This window comes from Methylobacterium sp. J-072 (assembly GCF_022829425.1).
GTDB lineage: Bacteria > Pseudomonadota > Alphaproteobacteria > Rhizobiales > Beijerinckiaceae > Methylobacterium.
On the sequence record NZ_JAKSYK010000115.1, the window covers coordinates 12,593 to 37,224 of the forward strand.

General features: G+C 70.3%; 33 protein-coding genes. 13 read left to right on the forward strand and 20 right to left on the reverse strand.

Annotated features, from left to right (window positions below; all coding sequences use genetic code 11):
• Positions 1-113: 113 nt before the first annotated feature.
• The 4 genes from MKK67_RS12885 to MKK67_RS12900 all read right to left on the reverse strand — a co-directional run bounded on the left by MKK67_RS12885 (position 114) and on the right by MKK67_RS12900 (position 3,988).
• Positions 114-812, reverse strand: coding sequence for a YidB family protein (locus tag MKK67_RS12885; RefSeq protein WP_243965333.1), 699 nt, complete (start codon positions 810-812; stop codon positions 114-116).
• Between the two features lie 336 nt (positions 813-1,148).
• Positions 1,149-1,319: a hypothetical protein gene (locus MKK67_RS12890; protein ID WP_243965530.1), complete on the reverse strand. Its 171-nt coding sequence runs from the start codon at positions 1,317-1,319 to the stop codon at positions 1,149-1,151.
• Positions 1,320-1,417: 98 nt separating this feature from the next.
• Entirely contained in the window at positions 1,418-1,684 is a 267-nt protein-coding gene (locus MKK67_RS12895; protein ID WP_243965336.1) for a hypothetical protein, read from the reverse strand.
• A 282-nt stretch (positions 1,685-1,966) separates the two neighbouring features.
• Complete coding sequence (locus MKK67_RS12900) at positions 1,967-3,988, reverse strand: hypothetical protein (protein WP_243965338.1); 2,022 nt, start codon at positions 3,986-3,988, stop codon at positions 1,967-1,969.
• A gap of 202 nt (positions 3,989-4,190) precedes the next feature.
• Between MKK67_RS12900 and MKK67_RS12905 the strand changes: the two genes are divergently transcribed.
• The 4 genes from MKK67_RS12905 to MKK67_RS12920 all read left to right on the forward strand — a co-directional run bounded on the left by MKK67_RS12905 (position 4,191) and on the right by MKK67_RS12920 (position 8,080).
• Positions 4,191-6,227, forward strand: coding sequence for a molybdopterin oxidoreductase family protein (locus tag MKK67_RS12905; RefSeq protein WP_243965340.1), 2,037 nt, complete (start codon positions 4,191-4,193; stop codon positions 6,225-6,227).
• 229 nt (positions 6,228-6,456) lie between these two features.
• The gene (locus tag MKK67_RS12910) at positions 6,457-7,293 is read left to right on the forward strand and encodes a hypothetical protein (protein ID WP_243965342.1); all 837 of its coding nucleotides are present in this window, start codon (positions 6,457-6,459) and stop codon (positions 7,291-7,293) included.
• Positions 7,294-7,373: 80 nt separating this feature from the next.
• On the forward strand, positions 7,374-7,634 hold the full coding sequence (locus MKK67_RS12915) for a hypothetical protein (RefSeq protein ID WP_243965344.1): 261 nt from the start codon (positions 7,374-7,376) through the stop codon (positions 7,632-7,634).
• A gap of 122 nt (positions 7,635-7,756) precedes the next feature.
• Positions 7,757-8,080, forward strand: a complete 324-nt coding sequence (locus MKK67_RS12920; protein ID WP_243965346.1) for a hypothetical protein — start codon at positions 7,757-7,759, stop codon at positions 8,078-8,080.
• 40 nt (positions 8,081-8,120) lie between these two features.
• Here the strand turns inward: MKK67_RS12920 and MKK67_RS12925 are convergent, their stop codons facing one another.
• The gene (locus MKK67_RS12925) at positions 8,121-8,348 is read right to left on the reverse strand and encodes a hypothetical protein (RefSeq protein ID WP_243965348.1); all 228 of its coding nucleotides are present in this window, start codon (positions 8,346-8,348) and stop codon (positions 8,121-8,123) included.
• Positions 8,349-8,780: 432 nt separating this feature from the next.
• Between MKK67_RS12925 and MKK67_RS12930 the strand changes: the two genes are divergently transcribed.
• The gene (locus MKK67_RS12930; protein WP_243965352.1) at positions 8,781-9,035 is read left to right on the forward strand and encodes a hypothetical protein; all 255 of its coding nucleotides are present in this window, start codon (positions 8,781-8,783) and stop codon (positions 9,033-9,035) included.
• A 53-nt stretch (positions 9,036-9,088) separates the two neighbouring features.
• On the opposite strand, the gene MKK67_RS12935 is transcribed toward MKK67_RS12930, so the two are convergent.
• Positions 9,089-9,331, reverse strand: coding sequence for a hypothetical protein (locus MKK67_RS12935; RefSeq protein ID WP_243965353.1), 243 nt, complete (start codon positions 9,329-9,331; stop codon positions 9,089-9,091).
• A gap of 102 nt (positions 9,332-9,433) precedes the next feature.
• Entirely contained in the window at positions 9,434-9,910 is a 477-nt protein-coding gene (locus tag MKK67_RS12940; RefSeq protein WP_243965356.1) for a phasin, read from the reverse strand.
• A 425-nt stretch (positions 9,911-10,335) separates the two neighbouring features.
• On the opposite strand from MKK67_RS12940, the gene MKK67_RS12945 reads away from it, so the two are divergent.
• Positions 10,336-10,530 (forward strand): hypothetical protein, encoded by a 195-nt coding sequence (locus MKK67_RS12945; RefSeq protein ID WP_243965357.1) that lies wholly within the window; start codon positions 10,336-10,338, stop codon positions 10,528-10,530.
• A 70-nt stretch (positions 10,531-10,600) separates the two neighbouring features.
• Here MKK67_RS12945 and MKK67_RS12950 read toward each other — a convergent pair whose 3' ends face one another.
• From MKK67_RS12950 to MKK67_RS12960, 3 genes are all read right to left on the reverse strand, one after another.
• Complete coding sequence (locus MKK67_RS12950; protein ID WP_243965358.1) at positions 10,601-10,906, reverse strand: hypothetical protein; 306 nt, start codon at positions 10,904-10,906, stop codon at positions 10,601-10,603.
• A 77-nt stretch (positions 10,907-10,983) separates the two neighbouring features.
• The gene (locus tag MKK67_RS12955) at positions 10,984-11,244 is read right to left on the reverse strand and encodes a hypothetical protein (protein ID WP_243965359.1); all 261 of its coding nucleotides are present in this window, start codon (positions 11,242-11,244) and stop codon (positions 10,984-10,986) included.
• A gap of 50 nt (positions 11,245-11,294) precedes the next feature.
• Positions 11,295-11,477 (reverse strand): hypothetical protein, encoded by a 183-nt coding sequence (locus MKK67_RS12960; protein ID WP_243965361.1) that lies wholly within the window; start codon positions 11,475-11,477, stop codon positions 11,295-11,297.
• 170 nt (positions 11,478-11,647) lie between these two features.
• On the opposite strand from MKK67_RS12960, the gene MKK67_RS12965 reads away from it, so the two are divergent.
• On the forward strand, positions 11,648-12,037 hold the full coding sequence (locus tag MKK67_RS12965; RefSeq protein ID WP_243965362.1) for a heme utilization protein: 390 nt from the start codon (positions 11,648-11,650) through the stop codon (positions 12,035-12,037).
• A 15-nt stretch (positions 12,038-12,052) separates the two neighbouring features.
• Here MKK67_RS12965 and MKK67_RS12970 read toward each other — a convergent pair whose 3' ends face one another.
• The 5 genes from MKK67_RS12970 to MKK67_RS12990 form a co-directional block, all read right to left on the reverse strand.
• Complete coding sequence (locus MKK67_RS12970; protein WP_243965363.1) at positions 12,053-12,352, reverse strand: PilZ domain-containing protein; 300 nt, start codon at positions 12,350-12,352, stop codon at positions 12,053-12,055.
• Positions 12,353-12,453: 101 nt separating this feature from the next.
• Positions 12,454-12,636: a hypothetical protein gene (locus tag MKK67_RS12975; RefSeq protein ID WP_243965364.1), complete on the reverse strand. Its 183-nt coding sequence runs from the start codon at positions 12,634-12,636 to the stop codon at positions 12,454-12,456.
• A gap of 257 nt (positions 12,637-12,893) precedes the next feature.
• Positions 12,894-13,256, reverse strand: coding sequence for a hypothetical protein (locus MKK67_RS12980; protein ID WP_243965365.1), 363 nt, complete (start codon positions 13,254-13,256; stop codon positions 12,894-12,896).
• A gap of 204 nt (positions 13,257-13,460) precedes the next feature.
• Positions 13,461-13,736 carry a hypothetical protein gene (locus MKK67_RS12985; RefSeq protein ID WP_409567019.1) on the reverse strand — a complete coding sequence of 92 codons (276 nt, stop codon included), beginning with the start codon at positions 13,734-13,736 and terminating at the stop codon, positions 13,461-13,463.
• A gap of 270 nt (positions 13,737-14,006) precedes the next feature.
• Entirely contained in the window at positions 14,007-14,474 is a 468-nt protein-coding gene (locus MKK67_RS12990; RefSeq protein ID WP_243965369.1) for a MucR family transcriptional regulator, read from the reverse strand.
• A gap of 669 nt (positions 14,475-15,143) precedes the next feature.
• Between MKK67_RS12990 and MKK67_RS12995 the strand changes: the two genes are divergently transcribed.
• The 5 genes from MKK67_RS12995 to MKK67_RS13015 all read left to right on the forward strand — a co-directional run bounded on the left by MKK67_RS12995 (position 15,144) and on the right by MKK67_RS13015 (position 16,817).
• Positions 15,144-15,350 (forward strand): hypothetical protein, encoded by a 207-nt coding sequence (locus tag MKK67_RS12995; RefSeq protein WP_007566117.1) that lies wholly within the window; start codon positions 15,144-15,146, stop codon positions 15,348-15,350.
• Between the two features lie 34 nt (positions 15,351-15,384).
• Positions 15,385-15,570: a hypothetical protein gene (locus MKK67_RS13000; protein WP_050731805.1), complete on the forward strand. Its 186-nt coding sequence runs from the start codon at positions 15,385-15,387 to the stop codon at positions 15,568-15,570.
• Between the two features lie 108 nt (positions 15,571-15,678).
• Complete coding sequence (locus MKK67_RS13005) at positions 15,679-15,933, forward strand: hypothetical protein (protein WP_058194295.1); 255 nt, start codon at positions 15,679-15,681, stop codon at positions 15,931-15,933.
• Positions 15,934-16,063: 130 nt separating this feature from the next.
• On the forward strand, positions 16,064-16,297 hold the full coding sequence (locus MKK67_RS13010; protein WP_243965371.1) for a DUF6894 family protein: 234 nt from the start codon (positions 16,064-16,066) through the stop codon (positions 16,295-16,297).
• Between the two features lie 88 nt (positions 16,298-16,385).
• Positions 16,386-16,817 (forward strand): hypothetical protein, encoded by a 432-nt coding sequence (locus MKK67_RS13015; protein ID WP_243965373.1) that lies wholly within the window; start codon positions 16,386-16,388, stop codon positions 16,815-16,817.
• A 16-nt stretch (positions 16,818-16,833) separates the two neighbouring features.
• Here MKK67_RS13015 and MKK67_RS13020 read toward each other — a convergent pair whose 3' ends face one another.
• From MKK67_RS13020 to MKK67_RS13040, 5 genes are all read right to left on the reverse strand, one after another.
• Positions 16,834-17,820, reverse strand: coding sequence for a sensor domain-containing diguanylate cyclase (locus tag MKK67_RS13020; RefSeq protein WP_243965377.1), 987 nt, complete (start codon positions 17,818-17,820; stop codon positions 16,834-16,836).
• Positions 17,821-18,185: 365 nt separating this feature from the next.
• Positions 18,186-20,213 (reverse strand): threonine--tRNA ligase, encoded by a 2,028-nt coding sequence (thrS, locus tag MKK67_RS13025; RefSeq protein ID WP_243965383.1) that lies wholly within the window; start codon positions 20,211-20,213, stop codon positions 18,186-18,188.
• A 192-nt stretch (positions 20,214-20,405) separates the two neighbouring features.
• Positions 20,406-21,404, reverse strand: coding sequence for a hypothetical protein (locus MKK67_RS13030; protein WP_243965384.1), 999 nt, complete (start codon positions 21,402-21,404; stop codon positions 20,406-20,408).
• 320 nt (positions 21,405-21,724) lie between these two features.
• The gene (msrB, locus tag MKK67_RS13035; protein WP_243965388.1) at positions 21,725-22,135 is read right to left on the reverse strand and encodes a peptide-methionine (R)-S-oxide reductase MsrB; all 411 of its coding nucleotides are present in this window, start codon (positions 22,133-22,135) and stop codon (positions 21,725-21,727) included.
• Between the two features lie 114 nt (positions 22,136-22,249).
• On the reverse strand, positions 22,250-23,434 hold the full coding sequence (locus MKK67_RS13040; RefSeq protein ID WP_243965389.1) for a YihY/virulence factor BrkB family protein: 1,185 nt from the start codon (positions 23,432-23,434) through the stop codon (positions 22,250-22,252).
• Between the two features lie 121 nt (positions 23,435-23,555).
• On the opposite strand from MKK67_RS13040, the gene MKK67_RS13045 reads away from it, so the two are divergent.
• Positions 23,556-24,629 carry a UV damage endonuclease UvsE gene (locus tag MKK67_RS13045; RefSeq protein WP_243965391.1) on the forward strand — a complete coding sequence of 358 codons (1,074 nt, stop codon included), beginning with the start codon at positions 23,556-23,558 and terminating at the stop codon, positions 24,627-24,629.
• Positions 24,630-24,632: the final 3 nt, after the last annotated feature.

The window sequence follows — 24,632 nt, forward strand, 5'->3', positions numbered from 1 at the left end:
TTCGTGGCAGTCGGCGATCGTTTGAGCTCTTTTGCTTAAAAGGATCGAAGCTTCGGGTTGTTTATGACGGACCAAGGCGTTCCGTTTTTCAGGCACACGGGAGACGGCAACTCTCACCACCCCCGCCGCTCCTCCGCCCTCGGCACCCGTCCCTGGGGCGTGAGCGCGTGCACCACCTCCGGCAGCGCCTGGGCGAGCTGCGAGAGCAGCGCCTCGCGGTCCATGCCGGTTTGGCTCTGGAGGGTGTCGAGGGTGTCGGGGCCGAGGGCCTGGGCGAGCTGGGCCGGAGCCACCGGGCGGTTGCTGCCGGGGCCGATCCACGACTCGATCACGTCGCCGAGGCCCCCCTGGCGGAAGCGGTCGACCAGGCCGTCGAGGCCCCCGAGATCACCCTGATGCTCCGGGGCGGCGCGGCTCGCGGTGGGGCCGGAGTCGCTCGGGCCGTCGAGCATGCCGGACAGGTCCGAAAAATCGCCGGGCGGCAGGGACGGGTCGGAGGGGCCGGTCTCCCGGCGCTGGCCGGACTGGTCCCAGCCGCCGATGTCGCCCGGGTCGCCGCGTCCGCCGGCATCGGCGGGATGCTGGCCCGGATCGCGGCCGTAGGGGCCGGCGCCACCGGACCGGTCGGCCTCGGGCCCCGGCTCACCCCGGCCGCCGCGCCCAAAGATGTCGCCGAAGCCGCCGCTGGCGCCCTTGGCGAGCAGCAGCATCAGCAGGGCCTTCACCAGGGGCGACATCCCCCCGGATCCCTGCTTCTGGCCGCCGAACACCTGACCGAGCACGCCGCCGATCGCCGATTCGAGCAAACCCATAAGCGTCCCTCCGGGGCGGGGTTCGCCCGGGCTGACAACGGCGGGTGGGGGGTGGGGGTTGCAGAAGGTGGTGTGACGCCGTGGGGCGAACGGCCCGATTCACCGCCGGGTGTGGCGCGGGTCCCCTCCCCGTGCGGGCTACGATGTTCACACCTCGGCTTGCGAAAGCCGCCACGCGCCCCCTCTCCCGTGCGGGAGAGGGACAGGGTGAGGGACCCGGTCTTTCCGGAGAGGTCGCATCCCTCACCCCAACCCTCTCCCGCACGGGAGAGGGGGCGCGTCGCGGTTGCATGACGGGCGGTGAAATTTCCCAGCTCGCCCCTCCCCCGTCACTCCTCAGCGGGCCAGCGAGGCCTGGGCGGTGCTGGCTGTGGTCGGCTGCGCCAGGGGGACGGTGGCGGCGGAGAGCGCCAGTGCGGCCAGGAACAGGCCGGTGGCGGCGGCGCCGGCCCGGGGGCGCGGCAGGCGGAGGGCGTAGCGGCGGGCGGAGCGCGTCAGGTTCGGCATCGGATCGCCTCTTCTGGTTGTAGGCCGCTGGGGCCATTCTCGCAGAAGCAACGTCGCCGGGGGGCCGACCGGTTCCATCCGGCCGGTGGATCGCGGCCCTACGGGCGGGCGACCCAGTGGCGCGCCAGGGCGCCCAGGGCGCAGCCGGCGAGGAAGGGCGGCAGGATCAGGCCGGCGCCCTCCAGCCACAGGCCGGGCAGGCCCGGCACGATCCCCCCGAGCGCCAGCGCCGCCAGGAGCGCGGCGAGCCCGCACAAGGCGAGCGGCACCAGCGGCCGGGCCGGCCAGCCGGCCAGGGCCCCGACCACCAAGCCGAGCGCCCCCGCCCCGGCGAGCCCGGGCCAGAATCCATCAAGCAGCAGCATCACGGCCGTCCGGCCTCCCGGGCGGCGCTTCGGCGGGGCTGTCCCACCCGCACCCTCATCCTGAGGCGCGGGGGACGGATCGGGGTCTGTGTCGGTCTCATACGGGTTCCGTCTGCTTGGCCCGGCCTGTCACCCCGCGCCGTCATCGCGAGCGCAGCGAAGCGACCCAGGGATCCGCCACGTTCCGCGATCGCGCGCTGCCCTAGGTTGCTTCGCTGCGCTCGCAATGACGGGAGGGCGGCGATCATAGGCGCAAACCGGCGCGGGCGCGCGGCCCGGGCCTCACGGCAGCAGCGCGAAGGTGACGGGGCCGGGGGGCGCGTCCGGCCCGGCGCTGAGCTGGTCCGGCCGGACCCCGGCCTGGAGCAGATACTCGATCACGGCCTGCCCGCGCAGCCGCAGCAGGTCGAGGGGCGGGTCGTCGACGGCCGCCTTGGGCTTTGTTTCGGTTTTTTGGGTGGGGGGCGTCTTGGAGCCGGCGGGCTTCGCGGTCGCGGGCTTGGCGGGTTCGGCCTTCTTCGGCGCCGCCTGGGTCTCGGGCTCCGGATGCGCCTTCGGGGCGGCCTCTTTGGCATTGGGTTTCGGGGCCGAGCCGGTGGCGGCGGGGGTTTCGGGCCGGGCCGTGCTCGCCATCTGGGTCGGGGCCGCCTCGGCGGTCGGGGCGCCCTCCCCCGGGGCCGGCTTCGGCTTGGCTGGGTCGGCGGGGGCCGAGATCGCGATGCGCAACGACGGGCAGGCCTTGGCCAGGGCCGCCAGGGCATCGAGGACGGGGTAGAAGGCCGGCGTCAGGGTGGCGCCGCCGGCCGGGAAGCGCAGGGAGGCTCCGGCCAGCGTCGCGGCGGCCTCGGCCCGGCAGGCGGCGGGGTCGCGGGTCTCGGCGGGCTGCCGGGCCGTGACGGCGGCCTGTCCGGTCCAGCCGGGGGGCAGCGCCTCGGCCAGCCGGTCCGGCACCCGGGCGGCGGCTTCGCGATAGAGGCTCTCGCCGGTGAGCGTCAGCGCCCGGTCCGACACCGCCACCTCCCCGGTCGCGAGGGTCACCACCAGGGGGGCGGCTGCGGCGAGCGCCGGGCCGAGATCGGGCGGGGCGCCGTCGGCCAGACGGGTGCGGTCGATCACCGGCTCGCGGAACAGGCGCGGCCTCAAGGCGGCGAGCACCCGCTCCCGGGTCGCGTCGTCCGGCAGGTGGCCGGTCAGCGTGACCGCCTCCGGGGTCCGGCGGATCGCCACCCGGTAGGGCGAGAGCGGCCGGGCCGTCAGCGCCACCGCGCCGGGCTTCACCCCGGCGGGCCGGCCCTCGCGCATCAGCGCGGCGGCATCGGGGATCGCCTGGGCGTCGATGGCGTCGCCGGTGACCGATACGGAATCGTCCGCGAAGCTGACGGTGCCGGCCTGGATCAGCTCGGCGAGCTTGAACGCGAAGGCGATCAGGGCTTTGGGGTCGATCGCCGGGTCGAGCCCCCTTGCGGTGAGCAGCCGCTCCTGCACGGTGCCGCCGGGCACGGCCTCCGCGGCGGCGCGCAGGGCGGCCTCCCGGTCTGCCGCGGAGGGCGCGAAGCCGTCGAGCAGGACCCCCCGGGCGGACTTCTGCACCGCGAACCGGTACTGCGCCACCGCCGGCGGCAGGATCTCGATCCGCCCGACGCTGAACCCAGCGGGCGGGTCCGACAGGGCGGCCCGCAAAGCCTCGTAGGCCGGCACGTCCAGGGCCTCGCCGGACAGGCTGAGCACCGTATCGCTCAACGCCGCCCGGCCGCCCTTGGCGAGCCCGGACAGCCGCGCCGCCAGGAAGGCCGCGGCGCTGGCGAAATCGGGGGGCGCGCCTCGGGCCGCCCGGGCGGTGTCGTCGAGATGGGTGCCGGGCGCCAGCGCCCCGGTGACCCGCGCCTCCAGGGCCCGCCGGCCGATCTCCACCGGGCGGCTGCCCTCCAGCGCCACCCGGGCCGTGCCGGTGCGGATCGCCGCCCACAGGAACGGCGAGGCCGTCTCCACCAGCCCGACCTCCGAGACGATCCGCCGGGGCCCCTCCAGGGCGGCGAGCTTCGCCAGCACGGTCTCGCGCTCGCCGACATCCGGCGCCTCGCCCTCCGCCGCGAGGTCGCGCCCCCGCGCCTCCAGCCGCAGCCAGGGCTCGCCGGTGGCGGTGGCGGTGCCGGCGGCGACGCGCGCGCCCGCCGCCTCGATCCGGTCGGCGATCTGCGGGGCGGCGTAGAGCGTCGCGCTCGCCCAGATCAGCGCGAGCGCGGGCAGCCCGGCGAGCCAGCCGGCGCGGCGCAAGCCTTGAGCGAACACTTCGGGCAAAGGCACAATCGTGAGTTCAAGGGGATCCAGGCCGCGAGACCATACCGCCAATTCGGCAGGATGAAGGCCAATTCTTCGCCGGCTGGCCGGACGCCCGCCGGGAAAAACCGCATTCTTCGCGTACTCTTCGCACGGTCCCGCCGCAAAAAAGCACGGCGCTTGCATCATTGCCGCCGCCGCCGCGAAGAGACGGCACGGAGTTCGTCGCTTGGCCCGGACCGTCTGCCCGCACGATTGCCCCTCCGCCTGCAGCCTGGACGTGCAGGTGGCCGACGGCCGCGTCGTCTCGGTGAAGGGGGGCGACAACCCCTACACCGCCGGGGTGATCTGCGCGAAGGTCAGCCGCTACGGCGAGCGGGTCCACCATCCGGACCGGATTCTCCAACCGCTGGAATGGGTTGGCCCGAAGGGCAGCGGCCAGTGGCGCCCGATCTCGTGGGACGCCGCCCTCGACCGCCTGGCCGGAGCCTTCACGCAGGCCGCCGAACGCCACGGCCCGGAGGCGGTCTGGCCGTACAATTCCGGCGGCACGATGGGCCTCGTCCAGCGCGACGGCATCCACCGGTTGACCCACGTGATGGGCTATTCCCGCCGCAAGCGAACCATCTGCACATCGATCGCCATCGCCGGCTGGAGCGCCGGTGTCGGCCGCGTCGCCGGCCCGGACCCGCGGGAAATGGCGGTCTCCGACCTGATCGTGGTCTGGGGCGGCAACCCGGTGAGCACCCAGGTCAACGCGATGAGCCACATCAGCCGGGCCCGCAAGACGCGGGGCGCCAAGCTGGTGGTGATCGATCCCTACCGCACCGGCACCGCGGCGGCGGCCGACCTCCACCTCGCGCCCCGGCCCGGCACCGACGGCGCGCTGGCCTGCGCGGTGCTCCACGTGCTGTTCCGCGACGGCTACGCCGACCGCGCCTATCTGACGGCCCATGCCGAGGACACGGCGGCTTTGGAGGCCCATGTCGCCACGCGAACCCCCGCATGGGCTGCGGCGATCACCGGCCTCTCGGTCGCCGAGATCGAGGCCTTCGCGGCGCTCTACGGTGCGACGCCGCGCAGCTACATCCGCTGCGGCTTCGGCTTCACCCGGACGCGCAACGGCGCCGTCAACCTGCACGCGGTGACCTGCCTGCCGACCGTGACCGGCGCCTGGCAGCACGAAGGCGGCGGCGCCCTCTGGCAGAACGCCGCGATCTTCAACTGGGACAAGACCCTGACCGAAGGCCTCGACGCCAAGGCCCCGGGGGTGCGCGAACTCGACATGAGCCGGATCGGCGCGATCCTGGCCGACGATGCGGACGCCCTGCAGGGCGGCCCGCCGGTGCGGGCCATGCTGATCCAGTCGGCCAACCCGGCGGCCTCCGCGCCGGACAGCAACCGCGTGCGCGCCGGCCTGATGCGGCCGGACGTGTTCGTTGCTGTGCACGAGCAGTTCATGACCGAGACGGCGGCGCTCGCCGATCTGGTGCTGCCGGCCACCACCTTCCTGGAGCACGACGACATCTACGGGGCCGGCGGCCACAGCCACATCCAGTCGGGGCCGGCGCTGCTGGAACCGCCGGGAGAATGCCGCTCCAACCACGACCTGATCGCCGCCCTCGCCGGGCGTCTCGGGGCCGCGCATGAGGGCTTCGCCTTGAGCGCCCGGGATCTTGCCGACGCCACCCTGGCCCGCTCCGGCTGGGGCGGCCTCGACAGGCTGGAGCAGGCGCGCTGGATCGACGCGCAGCCGAGCTTCGCTGAGAGCCACTTCCTCACCGGCTTCGGCCATCCGGACGGGCGCTTCCGGTTCAGCCCGGACTGGTCGTCGCTGGGGCCGCACGCCGCCGGCATGCCGGCCCTGCCCGACCATTGGGCGGTGTCGGAGCCGGCCGATGCCGAGCGGCCGTTCCGGATGGTGGCGCCGCCGGCCCGCCAGTTCCTCAACAGCACCTTCACCAACAGCCCGGAATCGATCCGGCGCGAGGGCCGCCCGACCTGCCTGCTCCATCCGGAGGACGGCGCCCGCCTCGGGATCGCCACCGGGGACGCGGTGGAGATCGGCAACACCCGCGGCCAGGTCCGGCTGCACGCGCGCCTCGCCGAGGGGCAGCCGCCCGGGATCGTCGTGGTGGAGAGCCTGTGGCCGTCCGCGTCCTTTTCGGGCGGGCGCGGCATCAACGCGCTGATCGGCGACACCCCGGCCGCCCCCAACGACGGCGCCACCTTCCACGACACCGCTGTCTGGGTTCGGGCTGCCTGATAAGGGGCCTGACCCGGCCAAGAAGCGGGATCCCAAAGGGCTCAGCCCTTGGGCGGGGTATCGGGGCAAGATTTTAGGGCTTGGCCCCGATGGACCAGGGCTCTGCCCTGGACCCGCAAAAGGTCTTGGACCTTTTGAATCCAGGATTTTGAGAGATCGATCCATGACGGAACCTGCCTGAAGCGGTGCGGTTGGCTGCAGACACACTGTTTCGTGGACGTCACCAGCCATGCGGGTCCTCCTCGCTGCCGCCCTGCTGCTCCCGTTCGCCTCATCGGCCTGGGCGCAGAGCCTGTCCGCCACCGCGACCGTGCCCGCGGCGGCCTCTCTGGAACCGCTGACCGCGATCGCCAATCCCGGCCAGCTCAGCCTCGGCGGCGGCTCGACCACCGGCCCGTTTCCGACCCTCTCGGCCCAGGGCGGTGGGCTGGTGAATGCCGGACAGCTCAGCTTCGGCGGTGGCGGCTCCGGAAGCGGCAGCATCGCGCCGCCATCGGGCGCGAGCGGCAGCACCGGCCGGCTCGGCCTGACCGGGGTCGGTACGACCGGAGGCGCCGGCATCACCGGCAGCACGAGTTCCGGCTCGACCGGGACCGGCAGCACGATCGGGGCGACTGGGACGCGCAGCGGCTTCAACACCTCGTCGAGTTCGGCGATCGGCTCGATCTCGGGCAATGCCTTCTCGTCGTTCGGCACGGGCGGGCTCGGCGGCGGATCAGCGATCGCCACCAGCCTGAACACGAATGCGAATTCGGCCTCGTCGGCGGCCGCGTTCGGGGCCGGCGGCTTCGGCGGCGCCGGCGGGATCGGCGCCAGCTCGACGGGCCTGAACGTCAATTCGGCCGTCTCCGCGACACCCACGGTGAACGGCGGCGGCTCCTCCGGCGGCGCCGGGATCGCGAGCGGCGCCAACGCGGTCACGGATCCCGATACGACCGCCAGCACGGTCCGGGGCGGCGGCGGAGCGGTCGGGGGCGCGGGCATCGCGGCCGGGACCGCCCAGGCCGACACGGCCTGCACCGGGCCGCTGGCAGTGGCCTGCTTCGGCGGTGCGAACGGCTTCTGACGCGGCCGCACGCCGAGGCGGAACCGGGTGGAAGCGCTGCCGTTCCTTCTGCACCGGCGCCTCGGCCGGGACAGGAGGCGATGATGCAGAAAGCCATGGGACCGGGCCGCGTTTCGCTTGCGGCTGTTCTCGTCGTCGGGATGTCGAGTGTGGCCCTGGCCCGCGACGCGGGCTCCACGGTGCAGGGCGCCAAAGGCCGCGCCGGCAGCCTTCACGGCATTGGGTTCAACACGCCGAGGTTCGGCTCCGATATCCGCACCGGCAAGGACCAGCCCTACACCTGGCCGGTCGGCGACCGCTATCGTCCGGAATCCAAGCCGTTCTACGGACGGGCTTACTAGAGGGTCGGCCGCCGAAGGAGGTACTGGCTCGGCGCATGCGAGCCCGTCACGCTCAAACACGGACCCCGCCGGCGCGTGATGGCGCCGGCGATCATCCAGCGGGCAAGTGCGGAGGGACTTTGATGCCGGTGCCGTGTCGGCTGATCCTCGTTGTCATGGTCTGCGCGGCCTCGTCGGTTCAGGCGGGAGAGTTCGCGTCGGCTCCGCCGACACAGGGGATGGTGATGCCGCTCCCCGATCCCGGCATGGTCAACAGCGCCCCGAGCACGGCCCCGCCGCCCGAAGCGGCCACCCCTGCTCAGCCCGCGACCGCCGATCCGGCAGCTGGCCGACGGCGGCTCCAGGCGCTCGGCAGCGGCTTCCCGTCGACGGAGGGTCGGCTTCCGAACCAGCGCACCGGTCACCGCCGGGAACACGTGGTGCACGATATCTGCATCGGGTGCTGAGTGGCCGGGCCGGGACCGCGTCGGCCGGGAAAAGTTCAGATCACTGCAACGCACGGGACTGGGTGTTCGCGCGGATCCAGCGCGGCGAGAGCACGTCGCCCTCCTCGGTGATGATCCAGGGCTCGGCATTGTCGGCTTCGATCGCTTGCGCCGCGGCGGCAAGCGCCTCGCGTAGGGTCGCAAACGGGCGTCCCTTCGCGGACCGCCCAAGCGAGCGGCTCGGCCAAACGGTCAACTCGGCAGTTTTATCGAGGTCGGCGGGCGTCATCGTCGCGCTCCGAAAATTTTCGCGATTGGGTCGAGCATAACCGATCCATGTGACGTGGATCTGGCGATCGCGTTACTGATTCGTGTCGCAATCATCGCGACGTCGCGAGGCGGATCGCGGTGCTGGGCCTTCGAGGCCGCGATGCTGGATCGGCCGGCCCATCGGCTATCGATGCGACCGCGCGTGAAATAAAATCGCGTTCGATCTCAATTTATATTTGAGAGTTCATCGGTGGAAATTTAGTTCCTTTGTCTGGAATGCATGGCGCAGCTTGTGCTGAAATGCGATTTTCTCTCTGACAAGGTTGTGAAAACTGCAGAACGATGCCTGAACTGCGTTATGTTGCAATGCGCAATCAGCATACCGCATTGCACAAATTCGTGGTGTCATGCGTCCAGCGATTGCATCCCGCGATCGAACCGGAGACGCTTCATGCGCACGATCCTCATCCTCGCGTCGGCGGCGCTCACCTCGGCCGCCATCTTCGCTGGCCCCGCTGCCGCGGGTGACAGCCTGCACCTGACCCCGCCGCTGTATCGGGAGCAGGCCCGCGCCACCACGCAGGCCCGTTCGGTCAGCGATCTGAGCACCACGCCCCAGCCGGTCTCGGCCACCCGCACCGGCAGCCGCCCGGTGGCGACCCTCGAGCGGCCGATCGTCCAGGCGTCCGCCGACACGAATCGCTGAGCGCCTCACGCTGATCTTCCCGCCGGGCGCCCATCCCTCCGGCGGGGCGCCTGTCAGACGATACGCAGTTCCTGGGCGGCGATGCTCGGCGAGACGCCGCGCTGGATCAGGCGCCGGGTTCGGGCCTGCTGCCCCAGCTCGTCCCTCACGGCGGCGCCCGTCGCCCGATAGCTCTCGACGCAGAGGTCCAGCCAGGCATACTGGATGGCAACCGCGAGGAGGGCGGCATTCTCCGCTTGGCGGATGCTCAGCCACATGGCCTCGTCCGCCAGACGGCCAACCTCGCCATACATCATCGGCAACTCCACATCCGGGATGGCTGCGACGACACTCGCAGGTGTCGCCGACCCATTACCGAGGCGGCGGGTCCGAGAGCCCGCAGCCTCGCGCATGCGGTTTTAGTGCGACGCCTGGTCGGCGGCGTGCTGCGTCTGCTGAACGGCGTCCTGCCCCTGCTTCACCGCCTTCTGCGTGTCCTCGACACCCTGTTGTACGGCCGACCGGGCGCGCTCCGCACCCTGCTGGAACGCCCCCTGGGCGAGACCGCCGAGTTCCTTGGCCTGGGCCTGCATGGCGGCGAAGCGCTCACGCACGTACTCGGTCTGGAGCTGTATCGCCTCCGGGAACGAACGGGCGGACGCGATCTTCTGCGCCAGGTCGAAGGCGGCGCGGACGTTCTGCTCGGCGTAGTCGAGGTTGCGGGTATAGATGTCGTGCGCGTTGGTGCGGGCCAGTTCGGTGGAGCCCTGCACAGTATCGGCGGCACGGCGTGCGGAACCGATGAAGGTGCCGAACGCCTTGCGGGCCTGCTCGACGCTGGTCTCGGCCAAGTCGCGCACCTGCGGGGGGACCTCGAAGCTCGGAATGTTCGCCATGACTGGTCTCCTGTCAGCCGCATGTCCGGCCGCGGCCGGGCCGATTGTGCGCCGCACAAGCGGTTAGGTCCAGGGATCCACGTGTAACGGGACGCTGGATCCGTCAGACATCGGTCTCGCGCCGAACGATCGCGTCCTCACCGCTTCCCTTTTGCGACAGCCCGACCTCCGGTTCTTCGTCCGGAATCGGCAAAGGCTTGTTCGAGGCGTCGGAATCGAGATCCGTGGGTAGGATCTCCAGATCGGGGCCGAGCGGATTTGAGGGCCCTCCCGGCACGGTGGCGGGTCTGCGCGAATCACTCATTCGAGGGCTCCCTGTCCCGAAGCAACGCGGTGTTCGCTCCGCGGCTCCCGGATCATCGCGCCATGTGGCCGGGATCGCCCCCGCCGCGCTATATGCGGGCGGGAAAGCTGAGGAGAGCGTCGTGTTCACCGTCAAGGGGATCGATCCGTCCGGCCGCGTCATGACCTTCGCGTGCGGGACCGACGAGCAGGCCATGGAGAAGACCTGGGAACTCGCCCGGCGCGGGTTCCGGGAGATCATGGTCGCCAATCCCAAGGGCCAAGAGATGTCTGCGGCCGCGTTCGAGCGGTCACTGGACATCGATTGGGGGGAGTGAGCCGAAGCGGCAAATTCTCGGCCCGTGATCCCGCTTCGATAGGGCGGCAACCCGCCCTCGGGACGGTGCTTCAGCGGTTGCCCAGAGCCGGGCCGCCCGCGGTGCCGCCGGTGCCGGGTGGTCCGCTCGTCGGGGTGCCGCCGATATTGACCCCCGGTGTCGTCCCCGGGACGGAGGAGTTGCTGGGATTGGCTGTCGTGCCCGTGGTGATTTGGGCGTTCGGGCCGCTGCCCACGGTGCCGGCCCCGACGCCGCCGGTGGCGGGCGGGGCGGTCACGCCGGTATTGCCGGCGCCGCCGGTGGTCACCTGCGCGGCGGCCGGGCCGGCCAGCAGAAGGGTCACGGCGCTCGCGAGCGCCATCGTCGTGCGTGTCATGGATCCGTCCGTCGCTTGGGGTCGGACGCCAACGGGCTTGGGCCGGCGAAGTTCACCCGGGCCAGGCGCGAAAATCCTCAGTGCAGCTCGTAGCAATTGGTTATCACGCGCGGATTTCGGGTCACGTCGTACAGGATCGAGCACTGGACGAAGTACTTCGTGTCCTTCCGCCGAAACAGGATCAGGGACGATCGATTGTCGAAGGTGCCGGTATAGCCGGCGATCTCCCAGCCGTCGGCGCTGAGCCGCTCGATGGTGAGCGGCTCGGCCGCCGAGGCCGCCAGGCGCGATCCGAGGAAGACGGCGAGACAGACGGTCAGACTCAGGCACCCGCGCATCGAGCGAGTCGTCCCTACGGTCCCGGCGCGCCGAGCCGGGCCGGCGGCCGTCACAGGCCCGACACGTCGTCGATATCCGGCGCGGGTTCCCGCCGCGGCGGCGCAGGGTCGTCCTCCGGGGCGGGCGGAAGCCTGGGCGGCGGCATGTCGCCGGTATTCGGCGGCGTCGGCAGGCCCTTGGGTAGGTCGGGCTCGGGTGCGTCGTCCGCTTGGGGCGATCTCGGATCGGGCATGGCGTGTCCCCGGCATCGGCGCCGCACCCCGCGATGGGCAGGCCCGGCACGGACAGAACGGCCGTCGCGCGCGAAGGTGCCCACCGGCAAACGGCCAAAGCAACCGTTTCGACGACCACGCGGTTCTGTCCCCGCGTGGTCGGCCTTGGCCGCGCAAGCGAGGAGCCCCCGTGAACCGTTGCCTTGCCCCGATCCTGACCGCGACCCTGATCATCGGCGTCTTGTCTCCGGCGGTCTCGGCGACGAAGAAGCTCAAGATACCGAACCGGTACGACGGCGCCTGGACCATCGTGGCGACGACGTCGGAGGGGCCATGCGCGGCGCAGACCAGCTACCAGGTCCAGATCAAGAACAGTGATGCCTCGATCCCGGGCGATGAGGTCGACATCGACGGCGGCGTCTCGGCGAGCGGCAGCGTCCAGGCCACGATCATCAGCGGCGCCAACACGGTGCCGATCGCGGGCAGCCTCGATACGCAGGGCGCAGGCGCCGGCACCTGGCGGACGAGCGGTGGCCCGATCACGTGCAGCGGCCGCTGGAACGCCCGGCGCTCGAGCTGAACGGCGTCGATAGCCTCAGACCGGCACCTGCTCGCGGCGGAGGCTCGGACGGCGCGCCCGCTCGGTCTCCGGCTCGTTCGTGGCCGCGCCGATCTCCTCTGCCTTGCGCCACACCGCCCGGCAGATGAGGATCTCACGGCTCGCATCGATGCTGAGGACGAATCGGTCCGGCACGATCTCGGCTTCCGGCAGGGCGACGCGGACGCCGTCGAGGGAGCGATCGTAGACGATGCAGGGCAGGCTGCGATGCTCGTCGATCGAAATACTGCCGGTTTCGTTCAGGACCGTGCGCGGAGAGCGCCGTCGGTTAAGCATCGCCGCCTCGTGAACCTTGAGGCGCGCAGGATCGGCGATCCGGGTTCAGATCAGGTTCTGGAAACCCGTCGGATTGTCGGCATCCGCGCCGAGAGGCCCCGCTACCCGGTGACCACCCCAACCAGCGTCGCCAGAAAGCCGAGCGCGACCGCACCGATTCCGCTCATGAACATCACGTCCCAGCCTGCGAAGTCGTTCGACCGCGGGGCCCTGGTGAAGGCGAAGATCGTGAGCGCAGCGCCGAACACGACGAGCGCGATGGCGATGGTGATCGGTGTCGACATGGCGTGATCCTCCGACGCCGGTCTCCTGGCCCTTCGGGCTCTTGTCCGGACGACCGCAGCCGGCGTGGTCTGCTTTCACGCGTCCGTCGTCGAAACATGACAGACGAGCTGAACACGAACAAGGAGATAATCTGTTCTGCATTGCAGAACGCGCAGGCGCTGCACATTCCAGATCTCGCCTTGGCCGCGGCTTTTTCTGGGGACGACTTCGGCGGTCTGCGCGCGTGCGGGGGGCCGCCCGACCTCGGCGGCATGGTTCAGTCGAGGAAGACCCGAACGCCGTCGGTGTTGAGGATGTCCCGCTGGTCGGCGCACCATTGCTCCGCCCCGACCTCCGCGATCGTTTTGGCGACGCGCTGGCCCTCCTCGGCAATGGCGGTCTTGGCCTTTCGATGGCCGAGGGCCGCGTCGAGGGCCTTGCGGACGGTCCGGGACAGCCCCTCGGAGACCGTGTCGTCCACGGTGTAGAATTTGCGGCAATACAGGACGATGCCGGCTTGGGCGCCGACGATTCGCACCAGCCCGTCGATCGTCTCGGCTCGCTTCTCGTCCTGCGCCGCCGTTGGGCCGGACGGCAGGATCGACGCAGCCAGCGCGGCGGCGAGCAGGGCGCGTCTCATGGTCGGGTCTTCCTCTGCGGACTGAAGCCGGACCCGCGCCGGTGCCGGTCCATGACGCAGAGATAGGGCTAGCGATGCCGGATGCCGCCCCGGCAAGCTGCGCCGCGAAGCGACATCGCAGCGCGGTGCCGCCGGGCAGCGCCCGCCACGCCCGTTCGAAGCCGGCGACCTCCGGCCCGCATCACGCGCCGAAGCGCGGTTCGGTCACTTCCGGGCGGACATCATGTCGTGCGTCAGCACGGTCAGCTTGCCGATCAGGCTGGAGATGTCGGCGCCCTTGCACGACCATTGCGTGCCGATCGCCTCGCCGTCCGTCGAGACCGAAACGACGGCCACCGAGCGCAGCCGTCCCTCGCGGGCGAGCGCCAGCTGGTCCTGCAGCACGGCGATCACCGATGCGGTGTCCTCGTCGGCCACGGTGGGCGCGATATGGGCCGGGAACGCTACGACCGTGTCCGGTCTCGTCTGCTCACGCTTCATCATGCTTCGATCCCGCACCAACCACTCTCGCGATCCGGCGTGGGCATCAGCTTTGTGCAGAGTGTGGCAGCTTGTCCGTGTCGTTGCATGTCGCCGGCCTGTGTGGCCGCACCGCAACGGTCGCGGTCTTGCGCCGGAGCGTCGATCACGGCGTTCCAGAGACGGGATGACGGCACGCGGTCGACGGATGAGGGGTCCGGAGCGCGTGCACGCCGAAACATCAGCGCACGGAGCCACCTTGGCGGCATCCGCGCTGGAGGCGTCCAGGGTTCAGGCGGCCTTGCGGCCCTTGCGCTCGCGCTCGGCCATGGCGCCGGGCTGGCCCAGGCCGATCGCCTTGGCGAGGGCGGAGCGCTGCTCGGCATAGCTCGGCGCGACCATCGGATAGTCGGCCGGCAGGCCGTAGCGCTCGCGGTAGCTCTGCGGGCTGAGGCCGTTGGCGGTCAGGTGGCGCTTCAAGGTCTTGTAGGTCTTGCCGTCGAGGAAGCTGACGATTCCGTCCTGCTGGACCGACTTGCGGATCTGGGCCGGGGTCGGCTTGTCGACCGCTTCGCTCGCGACCGTGCCGGCGGCGGCTGTGCTCGTTCCGGAGGTGAGGCCGGCGATCGCGCCGTGCACGCGGGCGATCAGTGCCGGCAGCTCGGCAGCCGGAACGGGGTTGTTCGAGACGTAAGCGGCGACGATGTCGCCCGCCAAGCCGATCAGATCCGGCGTGTGCGCAATGGTTTCTTCTGTCACTTCATGGTTCCCGATGTGCCCCTCGCAAGCGATTTGCTACCTCTCTCGGCCGAATGCAAGTTACAAAACCTTAGAATGGGGTGCATTTCGGTCATGATCGCTATGCATGCTGACGCTTCAGGCTCGGAAATTCTGGCGCAACCGTCAGGTGAACTGTCCGCCAAGGCAGAGGTTTCGATAACCACTGCGCCAGTGTTTCCACATTGCGGTCAATCGCTTGCAGAGGGCTCGGACCAGACGGGTTGCCGGTGCGGCCGGAGCTTCGAGGTGCCTCCGATGGGACTGAGACGAGCCTCGCACCTTTCCATGGCGGGTGCGTCGCTTTTGTTGATTGAACACTGCGATCGTTCAATTGAAGACAGTTTTCGTAAAGACTGCGACAAATTGTAATCAATCTTCGCCGGGGCGAAAAAGGCGGAGGCTGTGACGACGAAGTCTTCTATTCCGCGTGCGGCTCGCGCGCTCGACCTTGGGGAAACGGTATGGGGCAGGGACCCGGGCCAGCCGGTCCACACGGTGGTAATCGGTCCGCGCATCCGGATCCCGCGCTCCCCGTAATCCCGCCTTGCGTGATCGGGATCCCGAGGGGTTCTCAACCCTCGGGCGAATAGTGTTGCCAAGGCCGGCGCGCGCGGTGACGGGAGGGCTCGGCCGTGGCATTGCGCGATCATGCTCCTGCTCGCGCTCCTCCTCGCCCTTCTGGTCGTCCTGGCCGTCATGATCATCACGCGGCGCTGGACTGGCCGGCTGGCCTCGCTCGCCACCTTGATCGCCGGGGCGATCATGGCCCTATGGCTGGCCCAGGTCGGGCTGCTGCCGGGCTCGACCGGCCCGCTGACGCCGGACCGCCCCCGGGTCCCGGGGCTCGACCGGTAACGCGCCAGTAACCGTCCCGGCGCGAGCATGGGGCATGCCCACGCTGTCAGCCCCACGCCTGCTCACCTTCCTGGTCTCGGCCGTGCTCATTGGCTTGGCCGTCGCCAGCCTCTACACGCGCATCCCCATGGTCGGACGCACCGTGGTGGCGCATCGGCAATGGTTCTTCATCGGCGCCTACGCGCTGCTGGCGCTCGGGGTTACCACCCGCAGCCTGTGACGGGTCCGGTCTCCGGCCCTTGCGACAGGATCCGCATTCCGGAAGCCCACCGCCGATTCGGTCGTCATCGCTCTATCGCAACCGCGCCGCGTGCTTCAAAGGAAGTGGATGGCGATGAAGACGACATTCGTGGTGCAGCCGTTCGAGCTGCATCGGAAGCGGCTCAGGCCGGCCCGGCAGGAGCCCGCCCAGAGCGAGTTCGGTGCCCTCAAGAAGGCGGAGGCGCTGGCCGCCCGCATGCCGGGCGCGGCGGCCCTGAAGGTGGTCGCCGACGACGAGACCGGCGAGCTCGAAGGCGTGACCATCCTGGGCCAGTTCGGCGAGGTGCCGGAGGATTTCGCCGAGAGCCTCCAGGGCGGTTGACCCGCGTCACCGGGGCCCGGATCGCCGGGGTATATGGCACGCGCGAAATGCATCGTCCGCCCTCTGGACACTACGTAGAAACAACGTAGCACGATGCTGGTGAGCGATCGCGCGCCCCGAGCCAATATCCGTGCCCCGATACTTCATCGATCTCCACGATGGTGCGAACCTGGTTCGCGACCAAACAGGTTTCGACCTGCCCGATCTCGCCGCCGCACAGGCGCAGGCCGTCCGCATGATGACCCGGATCGCGCAGGGGCTCTCGGACCCGCAGGTGCGGCAGGATTACGTGATCGCCGTCCGGGACGAGCAGGGCACCGTCCGCCTGCGGCTGCGTCTGTCGTACGATGTCGAGCCGGGTTGAAGGCCAGGGTTGTCGAGCGACCGGGCTGCGACGGAAGCGGGCCTGCATGCGTTGGTGTCGCGCCGGTTCGCTTGAGCGAGGAGAACGCATGAGACGCTCACGGATCGCGACCCGGCTCTTTCTGACCGCGCTCCCGCTGCTGGCGTGGATGGCGGCGCAGCCGGCGACGGCCCAGACCACGCCGCCGCCGCAGGCGGGCTCGGCCACCGCGACGCCGGATAACGCCATCCTGCTCACGGTCTTCCTGCGGCACGACCAGTCGCGCCCGCTCGCCGATCTGAACGCGCAACTCGCCAGGCAGGGCTTCTACAAGGCCTTCCCGCCGGCGGGCATCGAGGTCGTCTCCTGGAACGTCGTCATGGGCATCGGGCAGATCATCATCCTGCGACTGCCCACGACCCGGCTGCGGGAGATCAACCGCGTCCTGGAGGATACGGCCTGGGGCGCGTATCGCACCGAGTTCTACCCGACTTACGATTACAAGGCTGTCGGTCTCGCGGAGCACGACAAGGCCCGGTGAGCCGGGCCGCCGGCCGTCATGAGACCGCTTCGGCTGCCGGTGCGAGGCCCGGGCGCAGCGCATCGCCCCACAGGCAGGGATGGCCGAGGCGCTTGGCCTGGTACATTGCCGCATCGGCCCGCTCGACCAGCCCTTGCGCCTGGGCGGCGTGCTGCGGGGCGCAGGCGATCCCGATCGCTGCTCCGACGAGGACCGGCCGCCCGGCGCCGACATCGTAGGGTTCGGTGAGCCGCCGGTGGAGGCGGTGCGCCCGGTCCAGCACGGTCGAGACCGGGGCGTCGGCCAGGAGCAGGGCGAACTCGTCGCCGCCGAGACGGGCGGCGGTGTCCTGCTCGCCGAGACCGTCCTGGAGCCGCTCGGCCATCCGCCGCAGCAGCGCGTCGCCAACGGCGTGGCCGTAGAGATCGTTGACCGGCTTGAACCCGTCGAGGTCGATGCACAGCAGGGCGCAGCCCCGGCCGGCGGGCTCGGCCGTGGCCCGGTCGAGCCGGGCCTCGAACAGGTGGCGGTTGGGCAGGCCGGTGAGCGGATCGTGATGGGCCATATGGCGCAGCAGCGCCTCCGCGCGTCGGCGCTCGGTCACGTCCTCGTAGAGGGCGACCCAGCCGCCGTCCGCTTGCGGCTGCAGCGTCAGGGCGATCTGGCGGCTGTCCGAGAGCGTCTGCAGCACGGTGACGGGATCGCGCCGGGCCAGGAGCCGCCGGCGCTCTGCCCAGATCTGTGCCGGGTCCCGCTCGGCCTTGAGACCCTTGGCGGCATTGATCGCGATGAGCGTGCAGGCATGCAGGCCCGGTCGCACCGCTCCGTCCGGCTGGCCGAAGAGGCGCCGGTAGCCGGCATTGGCGAACAGCAGGCGGTTGCCGGTATCGAACAGGCAGAAGCCGTGCGGCAGGCTATCCAGGGCCCGGACGATCCGGGATCCGAGCCGGCGGTCCCGACGGAATCCGTAGCCCCGGGGACCGACGATCGGCTCCCGCGCGCGCCGCTCCAGCCGTGCCGACACCCTGCCCGCTCGCGCCATCATGGCGACCCCCTTCGAGCACCCGGCGGGATCCGGGCTCCTGCCGGATAGCCGGACGCCCCGCCGAAGACTGCTTCGGGGGCGTCTTAGAATGGGATTCCTTTAGCCAACCTTGACGAAACGGCGTTTGGCTCGAAAGGACGCGACAATCTCGTCAATCGCTCTGCCGGACCCGGGACTTCATGCCGGCCGCAGATCAGGATCAGGCACTTAGAGTTGCCGGGCCCGGCAGCACAGGCCTGTGCCGGCCCAAGCAAATCCCCGCGGCCAGCCGCCGCGAGGATCGACGAGGACTTGTTTTCGCGCCGGTTCCTCTTGGCGAGACGGCGAAAGCGCCGTCCGAGACCTTACGGCGTCTCGTGCACGCCGTGATGCCCGTCGAGGACGGTGTCGCTGGTCGGGACCGTGTCGGCCACGGCCTGCGCCCGGCGGCGATCCGGGGCGGTCGCCTCGTCGACGAAGGCCGCCACCGCCTCCGTGAGCGGCAGGGTGCGAGTCTGCTGGCTGCCGAGCCGGCGGATCGAGACCGTGCGCTCCTCGGCCTCGCGGCGGCCCAGCGCCAGCAGCACCGGCACCTTGGCGAGGGAGTGCTCCCGGACCTTGTAGTTGATCTTCTCGTTGCGCAGATCCGCCTCGACCCGCAGGCCGGCGCGGTCCAGGGCGCGCACCACCTCATGGGCGTAGGCGTCGGCCTCGCCGGTGATCGTCGCCACCACCACCTGGACCGGGGACAGCCAGAGCGGGAAATGCCCGGCGAAGTGCTCGATCAGGATGCCGGTGAAGCGCTCCATCGAGCCGCAGATCGCCCGGTGCACCATGACGGGTGGCTTCCTTGTGCCGTCGGCATCGATGTAGAAGGCGCCGAACCGCTCGGGCAGGTTGAAATCCACCTGCGTCGTGCCGCATTGCCAGTCGCGGCCGATGGCGTCGCGCAGGACATACTCGAATTTCGGCCCGTAGAACGCGCCCTCCCCCGGGTTGACCTCCGTGCGGATCCGGCCGGCCGACTGCGCCTCGATCTGCGTCAGAACCCGGGTCATCACGTCCTCGGCGTGGTCCCAGAGCGCGTCCGAGCCGACGCGCTTCTCGGGCCGGGTCGAGAGCTTCACGACGATCTGGTCGAAGCCGAAATCCGCGTAGGTCGAGAGGATCAGGTCGTTGATCTTCAGGCACTCGTCGGCGAGCTGGTCCTCGGTGCAGAAGACGTGGGCGTCGTCCTGCGTGAAGCCGCGCACGCGCATCAGCCCGTGCATGGCGCCGGACGGCTCGTAGCGGTGGACCACGCCGAACTCAGCGAGCCGCAGGGGCAGGTCGCGGTAGGATTTCAACCCGTGCTTGAAGATCTGCACGTGGCCCGGGCAGTTCATCGGCTTGAGGGCGAACCAGCGCTTGTCCTCGGCCTCGTCGCCCGCGCTTTGCGCCGCGAACATGTTCTCCCGGTACCAGCCCCAGTGGCCGGAGGTCTCCCACAGGGCTTTGTCGAGGATCTGCGGGGCGTTGACCTCGGCGTAGTCGCCCCGGAGGCGACGGCGCATATAGGCGATCAGCTCCTGAAAGATCGTCCAGCCCTTGGCGTGCCAGAAGACGACGCCCGGTCCTTCCTCCTGAAAGTGGAACAGGTCCATCTCCCGACCGAGGCGGCGGTGGTCCCGGCGCTCGGCCTCCTCGAGGCGGTGCAGGTAGCCGTCGAGATCGGCTTGGGCGGCCCAGGCCGTGCCGTAGATGCGCGTCAGCATCGGGTTGTTCGAATCACCCCGCCAATAGGCACCCGCGACCTTCATCAGCTTGAAGGCGGTGCCGACCTTGGCCGTCGAGGTCATGTGCGGGCCGCGGCACAGGTCGAACCATTCGCCCTGCCGGTAGATCTTCAGATCCTCGCCCGGAGGGATCGCATCGACCAGCTCGACCTTGAATTTTTCCTGCTTGCCCTCGAACAGCGCACGCACGTCCTCGCGTTTCCAGACTTCCTTGGTGAAGGGCGCATCGCGCGAAATGATCTCGCGCATCTTCGCCTCGATCGTCGGGAAGTCCTCGGGTGTGAACGGAGTCTCGCGATAGAAATCGTAATAGAAGCCGTTCTCGATCACCGGGCCGATCGTCACCTGCGTCTCCGGCCACAGCGACTGCACGGCCTCGGCGAGCACGTGCGCACAATCGTGGCGGATCAGCTCCAGGGCGCGTGGGTCGGTGCGGTCCAGGAATTCGATACGGGCATCCTGGGCGATCGGATCGTCGAGGTCGGCGACGGTGCCGTCGAGGGCCATGGCGACGGTGCGCTTGGCCAGCGACTTGGCGATGCCCTCGACCACGCTGCGGCCGGTGGTGCCGGCAGCGACCTCCCGCGTGTCGCCATTGGGGAAGGTGAGAATCGGCATGGGTCAGGCTCTCCGGGCTCAGTCCTGCATACGGGGCAGGTAAGCGTGTTCTGGGGAGCGGCCGTGTAGACCGATTTTTTTTCTTTGGCGAGGGAACGGCGCGCGGAGCGTGGCCACGCGAGCCCGGGACGGCGCGCAGCAAAAAGGCCGCGGCGGCTCCTGCCCCCGCGGCCTTCTCGATGGCTCGGTCGATCAGGTCTGCTGCTGCGTCCGGCGGGGCCGCACGGTCCAGCGCTCGAACACGCCCGCCGACTCGTCGGTCTTCGGGTCCTTGGGCTCGGCGGTGGGCTCGGGATGCTGGTGGATCGCCGCGCCGAGCGCCTGGGACAGGCTCTCGATCACGTCGTCGATCCGGGCGTCGCTGTGGATGCTCTCCTGCGGGGCGGGTTGGGGCGGGCTCGGCTCATGAGCCACCGGCGCCGCGTGATGCACGGGCTCCGGGGCGGGCGGCGGGGCCGGCTCCGGCTGAGGCTCGGGCTCCGGGGGAGCCTCGGCGACGGGGGCGGCCGGGGGCGGCTCGACGGCTTCGGGGGCCGGTGCCGCAGCCGCTGCCGCGACCGGGGCCGCCGCGGCAGCCGGGGTCACGATGCGGCGCATGGCGCTCATCGCGCCGTCGTCGGACGGCTCGCTGGCGCGGGCGCTGCTGCTGCCGTAGCGACCGAAGCCGAACCGCGGCTCGATCAGGTCGAGGACCGCGTCGAGCGCCGCGTTGCTCAGCGGTACCTCTTCGGCGGCCGGCACGCCCTGGATGGCGAGCGCCTGCCGCTCGAAGGTCGGCTCGTTGCTGACCTCGCGGCCGAACCAGTTCGGGGCCTGGAAGCCGGCGGCATCACTGTCATTGTCGAAGGCGACGCTGATCAGGTCGAGGTTGCCCGGCGTGACGTAGCGGTCGATCGTGACCTCACGCCCGCCGATGGTCAGGACGGTGCGGTCGTAGGCGGCCTTGCCGGGGCAGACGTCGAGCAGGGCGTCGCCGTGGGCGCGCGGAACGTCGGTCCGCTCCTCGGCCGGGACGCCGTCCGGGCCCTTGTTCACCAGCACCAGCTGGCAGACCTGGCCGTCGACCCGCACGTAGGAGCTGCGGCCCCCCTGCGCGACGAAGTGGCCCTCGGTGATCCGGGCGCCGCCCCGCTCCTTGCGGATCAGGCGGACCAGGGATGGCGCAACCAGGAATCGGCGAATGGTGCTCATGAACTCAAAACCCCTCCCGCTTCGTCGGCGGTGCGCCGATCCGGCGGACTGCCCTCAGGGCCGCCGGCCCGGATGGATCTGCCAAGTCGAGCCCGCGCCGACGGCGTATAAGCTCAACGGCAACGCCGTATTGGCCCGCACATGACCGCATCCATCCCCAATACCGGATGGCGACAACATGAGACGGTTAAGCGCTAAGCAAAAACACGACGAAATCAAGACCGGAACCGGGTTATGATTCGCCCGGAACCCTGCCTGTCCCCGATATCCCGTCTTTCGCCCCGGTTTTTCCAACCCAGGTTAAGCCGGAACCGGGCGCCTCAGGCGGCCGGCTCGAAGGTCATCGCGGCGCCGTTCATGCAATAGCGCAGGCCCGTGGGGGCGGGGCCGTCATCGAAGACGTGGCCGAGATGGCCCTTGCAGCGGGCGCAATGGACCTCGGTCCGGACCATCCAGTGGCTGCGGTCGACAGTGGTCTCGACGGCGCCTTCGAGGGGCTCGAAGAAGCTGGGCCAGCCGGTTCCGGACTCGAACTTTGTGCCCTGCTCGAACAGGGGCTGTCCACAGCCGACGCAGGTGAAGGTGCCGGGCCGCTTCTCGGCCAGCAGGCAGCTGGTGCCGGCGCGCTCGGTGCCGTGCTCGCGCAGCACCCGGTACTGTTCCGGCGTGAGCGTGGCGCGCCACTCGGCCTCGCTACGGGTATCGGGGTTGGTCGTCGCGGTATCGGCCATGAAGATCTCCCTTTTCGATGGGAGATATAGGCATCCCGCAGGGGGCGGCAGTCCGTTTGCCGCAAAACAGATGCAGCGGCGGCATCCTGTCGCTCGCGGCTATGGCGATGCCCGCTATGCCGCCGCCCCCACGGTGTCGGCCATCCGGGCTCGGCGATGGCCCATCGGTAGGGGCGCGCCCGTGGTGGTGTCGCGGGCGGTCTGGTGTTCCAGCTCGGCGTTGATCTCGCCGCCGAGCAGCACGATCGTCGACGAGATCCAGATCCAGGTCATGAAGCCGATCACGGCGCCGAGTGAACCGTAGGTCTCGTTGTAGGTGCCGAAGCTCGCCACGTACCAGGAGAACAGCAGGGACGCGATCAGCCAGAGCAGCCCGGCGACCAGGCTGCCGAATCCGACCCAGCGCCAGCGGGCATGCTCCCGGCTGGGGCCGAACCGGTAGAGCACCGAGAGCCCGGCGAGCAGCACCAGCAGCACCGCCGGCCAGCGCAGGGCCGCGAGCAGCCACGCGCCCGAGCCGAGGCCGAGGAAGTTCAGGACCACCGGCACCACCACGATCGCGTTGAGCGCGATGATGATGAACATCAGGGCGCCGACCGTGAAGGTGAGCGAGCGGATGTTGAGCCAGAAGAAATTGCGCTTCTCCTCCTCCTCGTAGACGACGTTCAGCGCATCGAACATCGCCTTCATGGCGGCGTTGGCGCTCCAGATCGACAGCAGCAGGCTGGTGAAGAACGTGACGCTGAGCGAGCTGCTGCCCTTGGCGGCGATGCGCTTGATCTGATCGCCGATCAGTTCGACCGCGCCCGATGGCAGCACGGCGTGCAGCTGCGCGAGGTGCTCGTTGATGGCTGTGACGTCGGCGAACAGCCCGTAGCAGGTGACCAGCGCGGCGATGGCCGGGAACAGCGACAGCAGCGTGTAGAAGGTCACCCCGGCGGCCACCGCCAGCACCCGGTCCTTGTTGAACTCCAGGTAGACCCGGACCGCGATGTCCTTCCAGCCGGCCCGGGTCATCTCGGCGGGGCTGTCGGCCGCGCGGCCGCGCTCGGGCTGCGTCGCCGCGGTGAGCTGCGCGGCGCGGCCGGCGATGGAGCGCGCGCCGGCGTTCACGGCCTTTTTGCGCGTGGCGTCGGCTTCGTCCTGATCCGCTGTGGGCTCCAGAAGCTCGGGCAGGTCCGGCGCGCGCCGGCGGGCCGGCGTCGCGGCGAGCGCCACCAGGGCCGAGCCGAGCATCAGGATCCAGAGGAGCGAGCCTGCATCCGGTTCGGAACTCGGGCGGGGGGGCGACGCGGGCATGATGGTACGAGAGGGCCGTCCGCGCGGAACTGCCGCGCTCGAAGGCTCAAACGTCGCCGAAGCGCGGCCGTTCCGCGCCCGATTTCGGGCACGCCTGGCGCCGACGCGCGTTGTGCATCCTATGCGCGATCAGCCCCGCCTCGGATTCTGCTGCAAGTTCGTCCTGGACGAGCCGCCCGGTACCCACGCCACCCTCAAGGCGGAGCGCGAGGCAACGCTCCACATGAACCTGACCAGCGTGACCATGGCGCATCTCGCCAAGCTGGACCCCGTCGCCCGGCGGGCGAAGCTCGCCGGGCTCGTCGCGCACAATCTCGATGCCCTGGCGCGCCAGATCGCCTGGGTCGGGGCGCGGCCGCCGATCGAGCGCCTGTTGCGCATGGCAAGCAACGTCCTGCCCGGCTACACCCACGATATCGCCCGCGCGATCTACGCCGAGCCCGAGATGGTCTCCCTGGTCGAGCGTGGGCTCGCGGAGGCCGGGGCGCTGGCCCGCCGGCTCGGCGTGCGCCTCAGCTTCCACCCGGGGCCGTTCTGCCTGATCGCGAGCCGCAACCCGGCGGCGATCGCCAACGGCCTGTCGGAGCTCGACTATCACGCCGAGATCTTCGACCGCATGGGCTATGGCGGCGGCTGGCATCCGCATGGCGCCCACATCAACATCCATGTCGGCGCCGGCGATCCGGGCGTGGCGGGGTTCCGCGAGACCCTGCCGCGGGCGAGCCAGGTGGCGCGCGACCTCGTCACGGTCGAGAACGACGAGAACGTGTTCGGGATCGAGGCCGTGCTCCAGCTCGCCGACCTCGTGCCGGTGGTGCTCGATCTGCACCATCACTGGGTCCAGAGCGGCGGCGAATACATCGAGCCCGACGATCCGCGCATCGCCCGGGTGCGGGAGTCCTGGCGCGGGGTGCGGCCGGTGGCCCATATCAGCGTCTCCCGCGAGGCGGTCTCGGCCGAATGCGACCCGGATGCCCTGCCCGACTTCCCGGCCCTGCGCGCCGCCGGCCACGCGGTCCGGGATCTCGCCGCCCATTCCGACATGATGTGGAACCGGGCGGTGAACGACCTCGTCGCCCGTCACATGGTCTGGGCCGATTTCGAGATCGAGGCGAAGGCCAAGAACCACGCCTCGACCCAGATCGCCCGCCACATCACCGATCCGGCCCGGGCGGCGCCGATCGCGGCCGAGTGACGG

Bases quoted from the DNA above. Each gene is read 5' to 3' on its own strand.
- MKK67_RS12885 (WP_243965333.1), bottom strand. From the start codon at position 812: ATGGGTTTGCTCGAATCGGCGATCGGCGGCGTGCTCGGTCAGGTGTTC.
- MKK67_RS12890 (WP_243965530.1), bottom strand. From the start codon at position 1,319: ATGCCGAACCTGACGCGCTCCGCCCGCCGCTACGCCCTCCGCCTGCCG.
- MKK67_RS12895 (WP_243965336.1), bottom strand. From the start codon at position 1,684: ATGCTGCTGCTTGATGGATTCTGGCCCGGGCTCGCCGGGGCGGGGGCG.
- MKK67_RS12910 (WP_243965342.1), top strand. From the start codon at position 6,457: ATGCGGGTCCTCCTCGCTGCCGCCCTGCTGCTCCCGTTCGCCTCATCG.
- MKK67_RS12915 (WP_243965344.1), top strand. From the start codon at position 7,374: ATGATGCAGAAAGCCATGGGACCGGGCCGCGTTTCGCTTGCGGCTGTT.
- MKK67_RS12920 (WP_243965346.1), top strand. From the start codon at position 7,757: ATGCCGGTGCCGTGTCGGCTGATCCTCGTTGTCATGGTCTGCGCGGCC.
- MKK67_RS12925 (WP_243965348.1), bottom strand. From the start codon at position 8,348: ATGACGCCCGCCGACCTCGATAAAACTGCCGAGTTGACCGTTTGGCCG.
- MKK67_RS12930 (WP_243965352.1), top strand. From the start codon at position 8,781: ATGCGCACGATCCTCATCCTCGCGTCGGCGGCGCTCACCTCGGCCGCC.
- MKK67_RS12935 (WP_243965353.1), bottom strand. From the start codon at position 9,331: ATGATGTATGGCGAGGTTGGCCGTCTGGCGGACGAGGCCATGTGGCTG.
- MKK67_RS12940 (WP_243965356.1), bottom strand. From the start codon at position 9,910: ATGGCGAACATTCCGAGCTTCGAGGTCCCCCCGCAGGTGCGCGACTTG.
- MKK67_RS12950 (WP_243965358.1), bottom strand. From the start codon at position 10,906: ATGACACGCACGACGATGGCGCTCGCGAGCGCCGTGACCCTTCTGCTG.
- MKK67_RS12955 (WP_243965359.1), bottom strand. From the start codon at position 11,244: ATGCGCGGGTGCCTGAGTCTGACCGTCTGTCTCGCCGTCTTCCTCGGA.
- MKK67_RS12960 (WP_243965361.1), bottom strand. From the start codon at position 11,477: ATGCCCGATCCGAGATCGCCCCAAGCGGACGACGCACCCGAGCCCGAC.
- MKK67_RS12970 (WP_243965363.1), bottom strand. From the start codon at position 12,352: ATGCTTAACCGACGGCGCTCTCCGCGCACGGTCCTGAACGAAACCGGC.
- MKK67_RS12975 (WP_243965364.1), bottom strand. From the start codon at position 12,636: ATGTCGACACCGATCACCATCGCCATCGCGCTCGTCGTGTTCGGCGCT.
- MKK67_RS12980 (WP_243965365.1), bottom strand. From the start codon at position 13,256: ATGAGACGCGCCCTGCTCGCCGCCGCGCTGGCTGCGTCGATCCTGCCG.
- MKK67_RS12985 (WP_409567019.1), bottom strand. From the start codon at position 13,736: ATGAAGCGTGAGCAGACGAGACCGGACACGGTCGTAGCGTTCCCGGCC.
- MKK67_RS12995 (WP_007566117.1), top strand. From the start codon at position 15,144: ATGCTCCTGCTCGCGCTCCTCCTCGCCCTTCTGGTCGTCCTGGCCGTC.
- MKK67_RS13000 (WP_050731805.1), top strand. From the start codon at position 15,385: ATGCCCACGCTGTCAGCCCCACGCCTGCTCACCTTCCTGGTCTCGGCC.
- MKK67_RS13005 (WP_058194295.1), top strand. From the start codon at position 15,679: ATGGCGATGAAGACGACATTCGTGGTGCAGCCGTTCGAGCTGCATCGG.
- MKK67_RS13015 (WP_243965373.1), top strand. From the start codon at position 16,386: ATGAGACGCTCACGGATCGCGACCCGGCTCTTTCTGACCGCGCTCCCG.
- thrS (WP_243965383.1), bottom strand. From the start codon at position 20,213: ATGCCGATTCTCACCTTCCCCAATGGCGACACGCGGGAGGTCGCTGCC.
- MKK67_RS13030 (WP_243965384.1), bottom strand. From the start codon at position 21,404: ATGAGCACCATTCGCCGATTCCTGGTTGCGCCATCCCTGGTCCGCCTG.
- msrB (WP_243965388.1), bottom strand. From the start codon at position 22,135: ATGGCCGATACCGCGACGACCAACCCCGATACCCGTAGCGAGGCCGAG.
- MKK67_RS13040 (WP_243965389.1), bottom strand. From the start codon at position 23,434: ATGCCCGCGTCGCCCCCCCGCCCGAGTTCCGAACCGGATGCAGGCTCG.
- MKK67_RS13045 (WP_243965391.1), top strand. From the start codon at position 23,556: ATGCGCGATCAGCCCCGCCTCGGATTCTGCTGCAAGTTCGTCCTGGAC.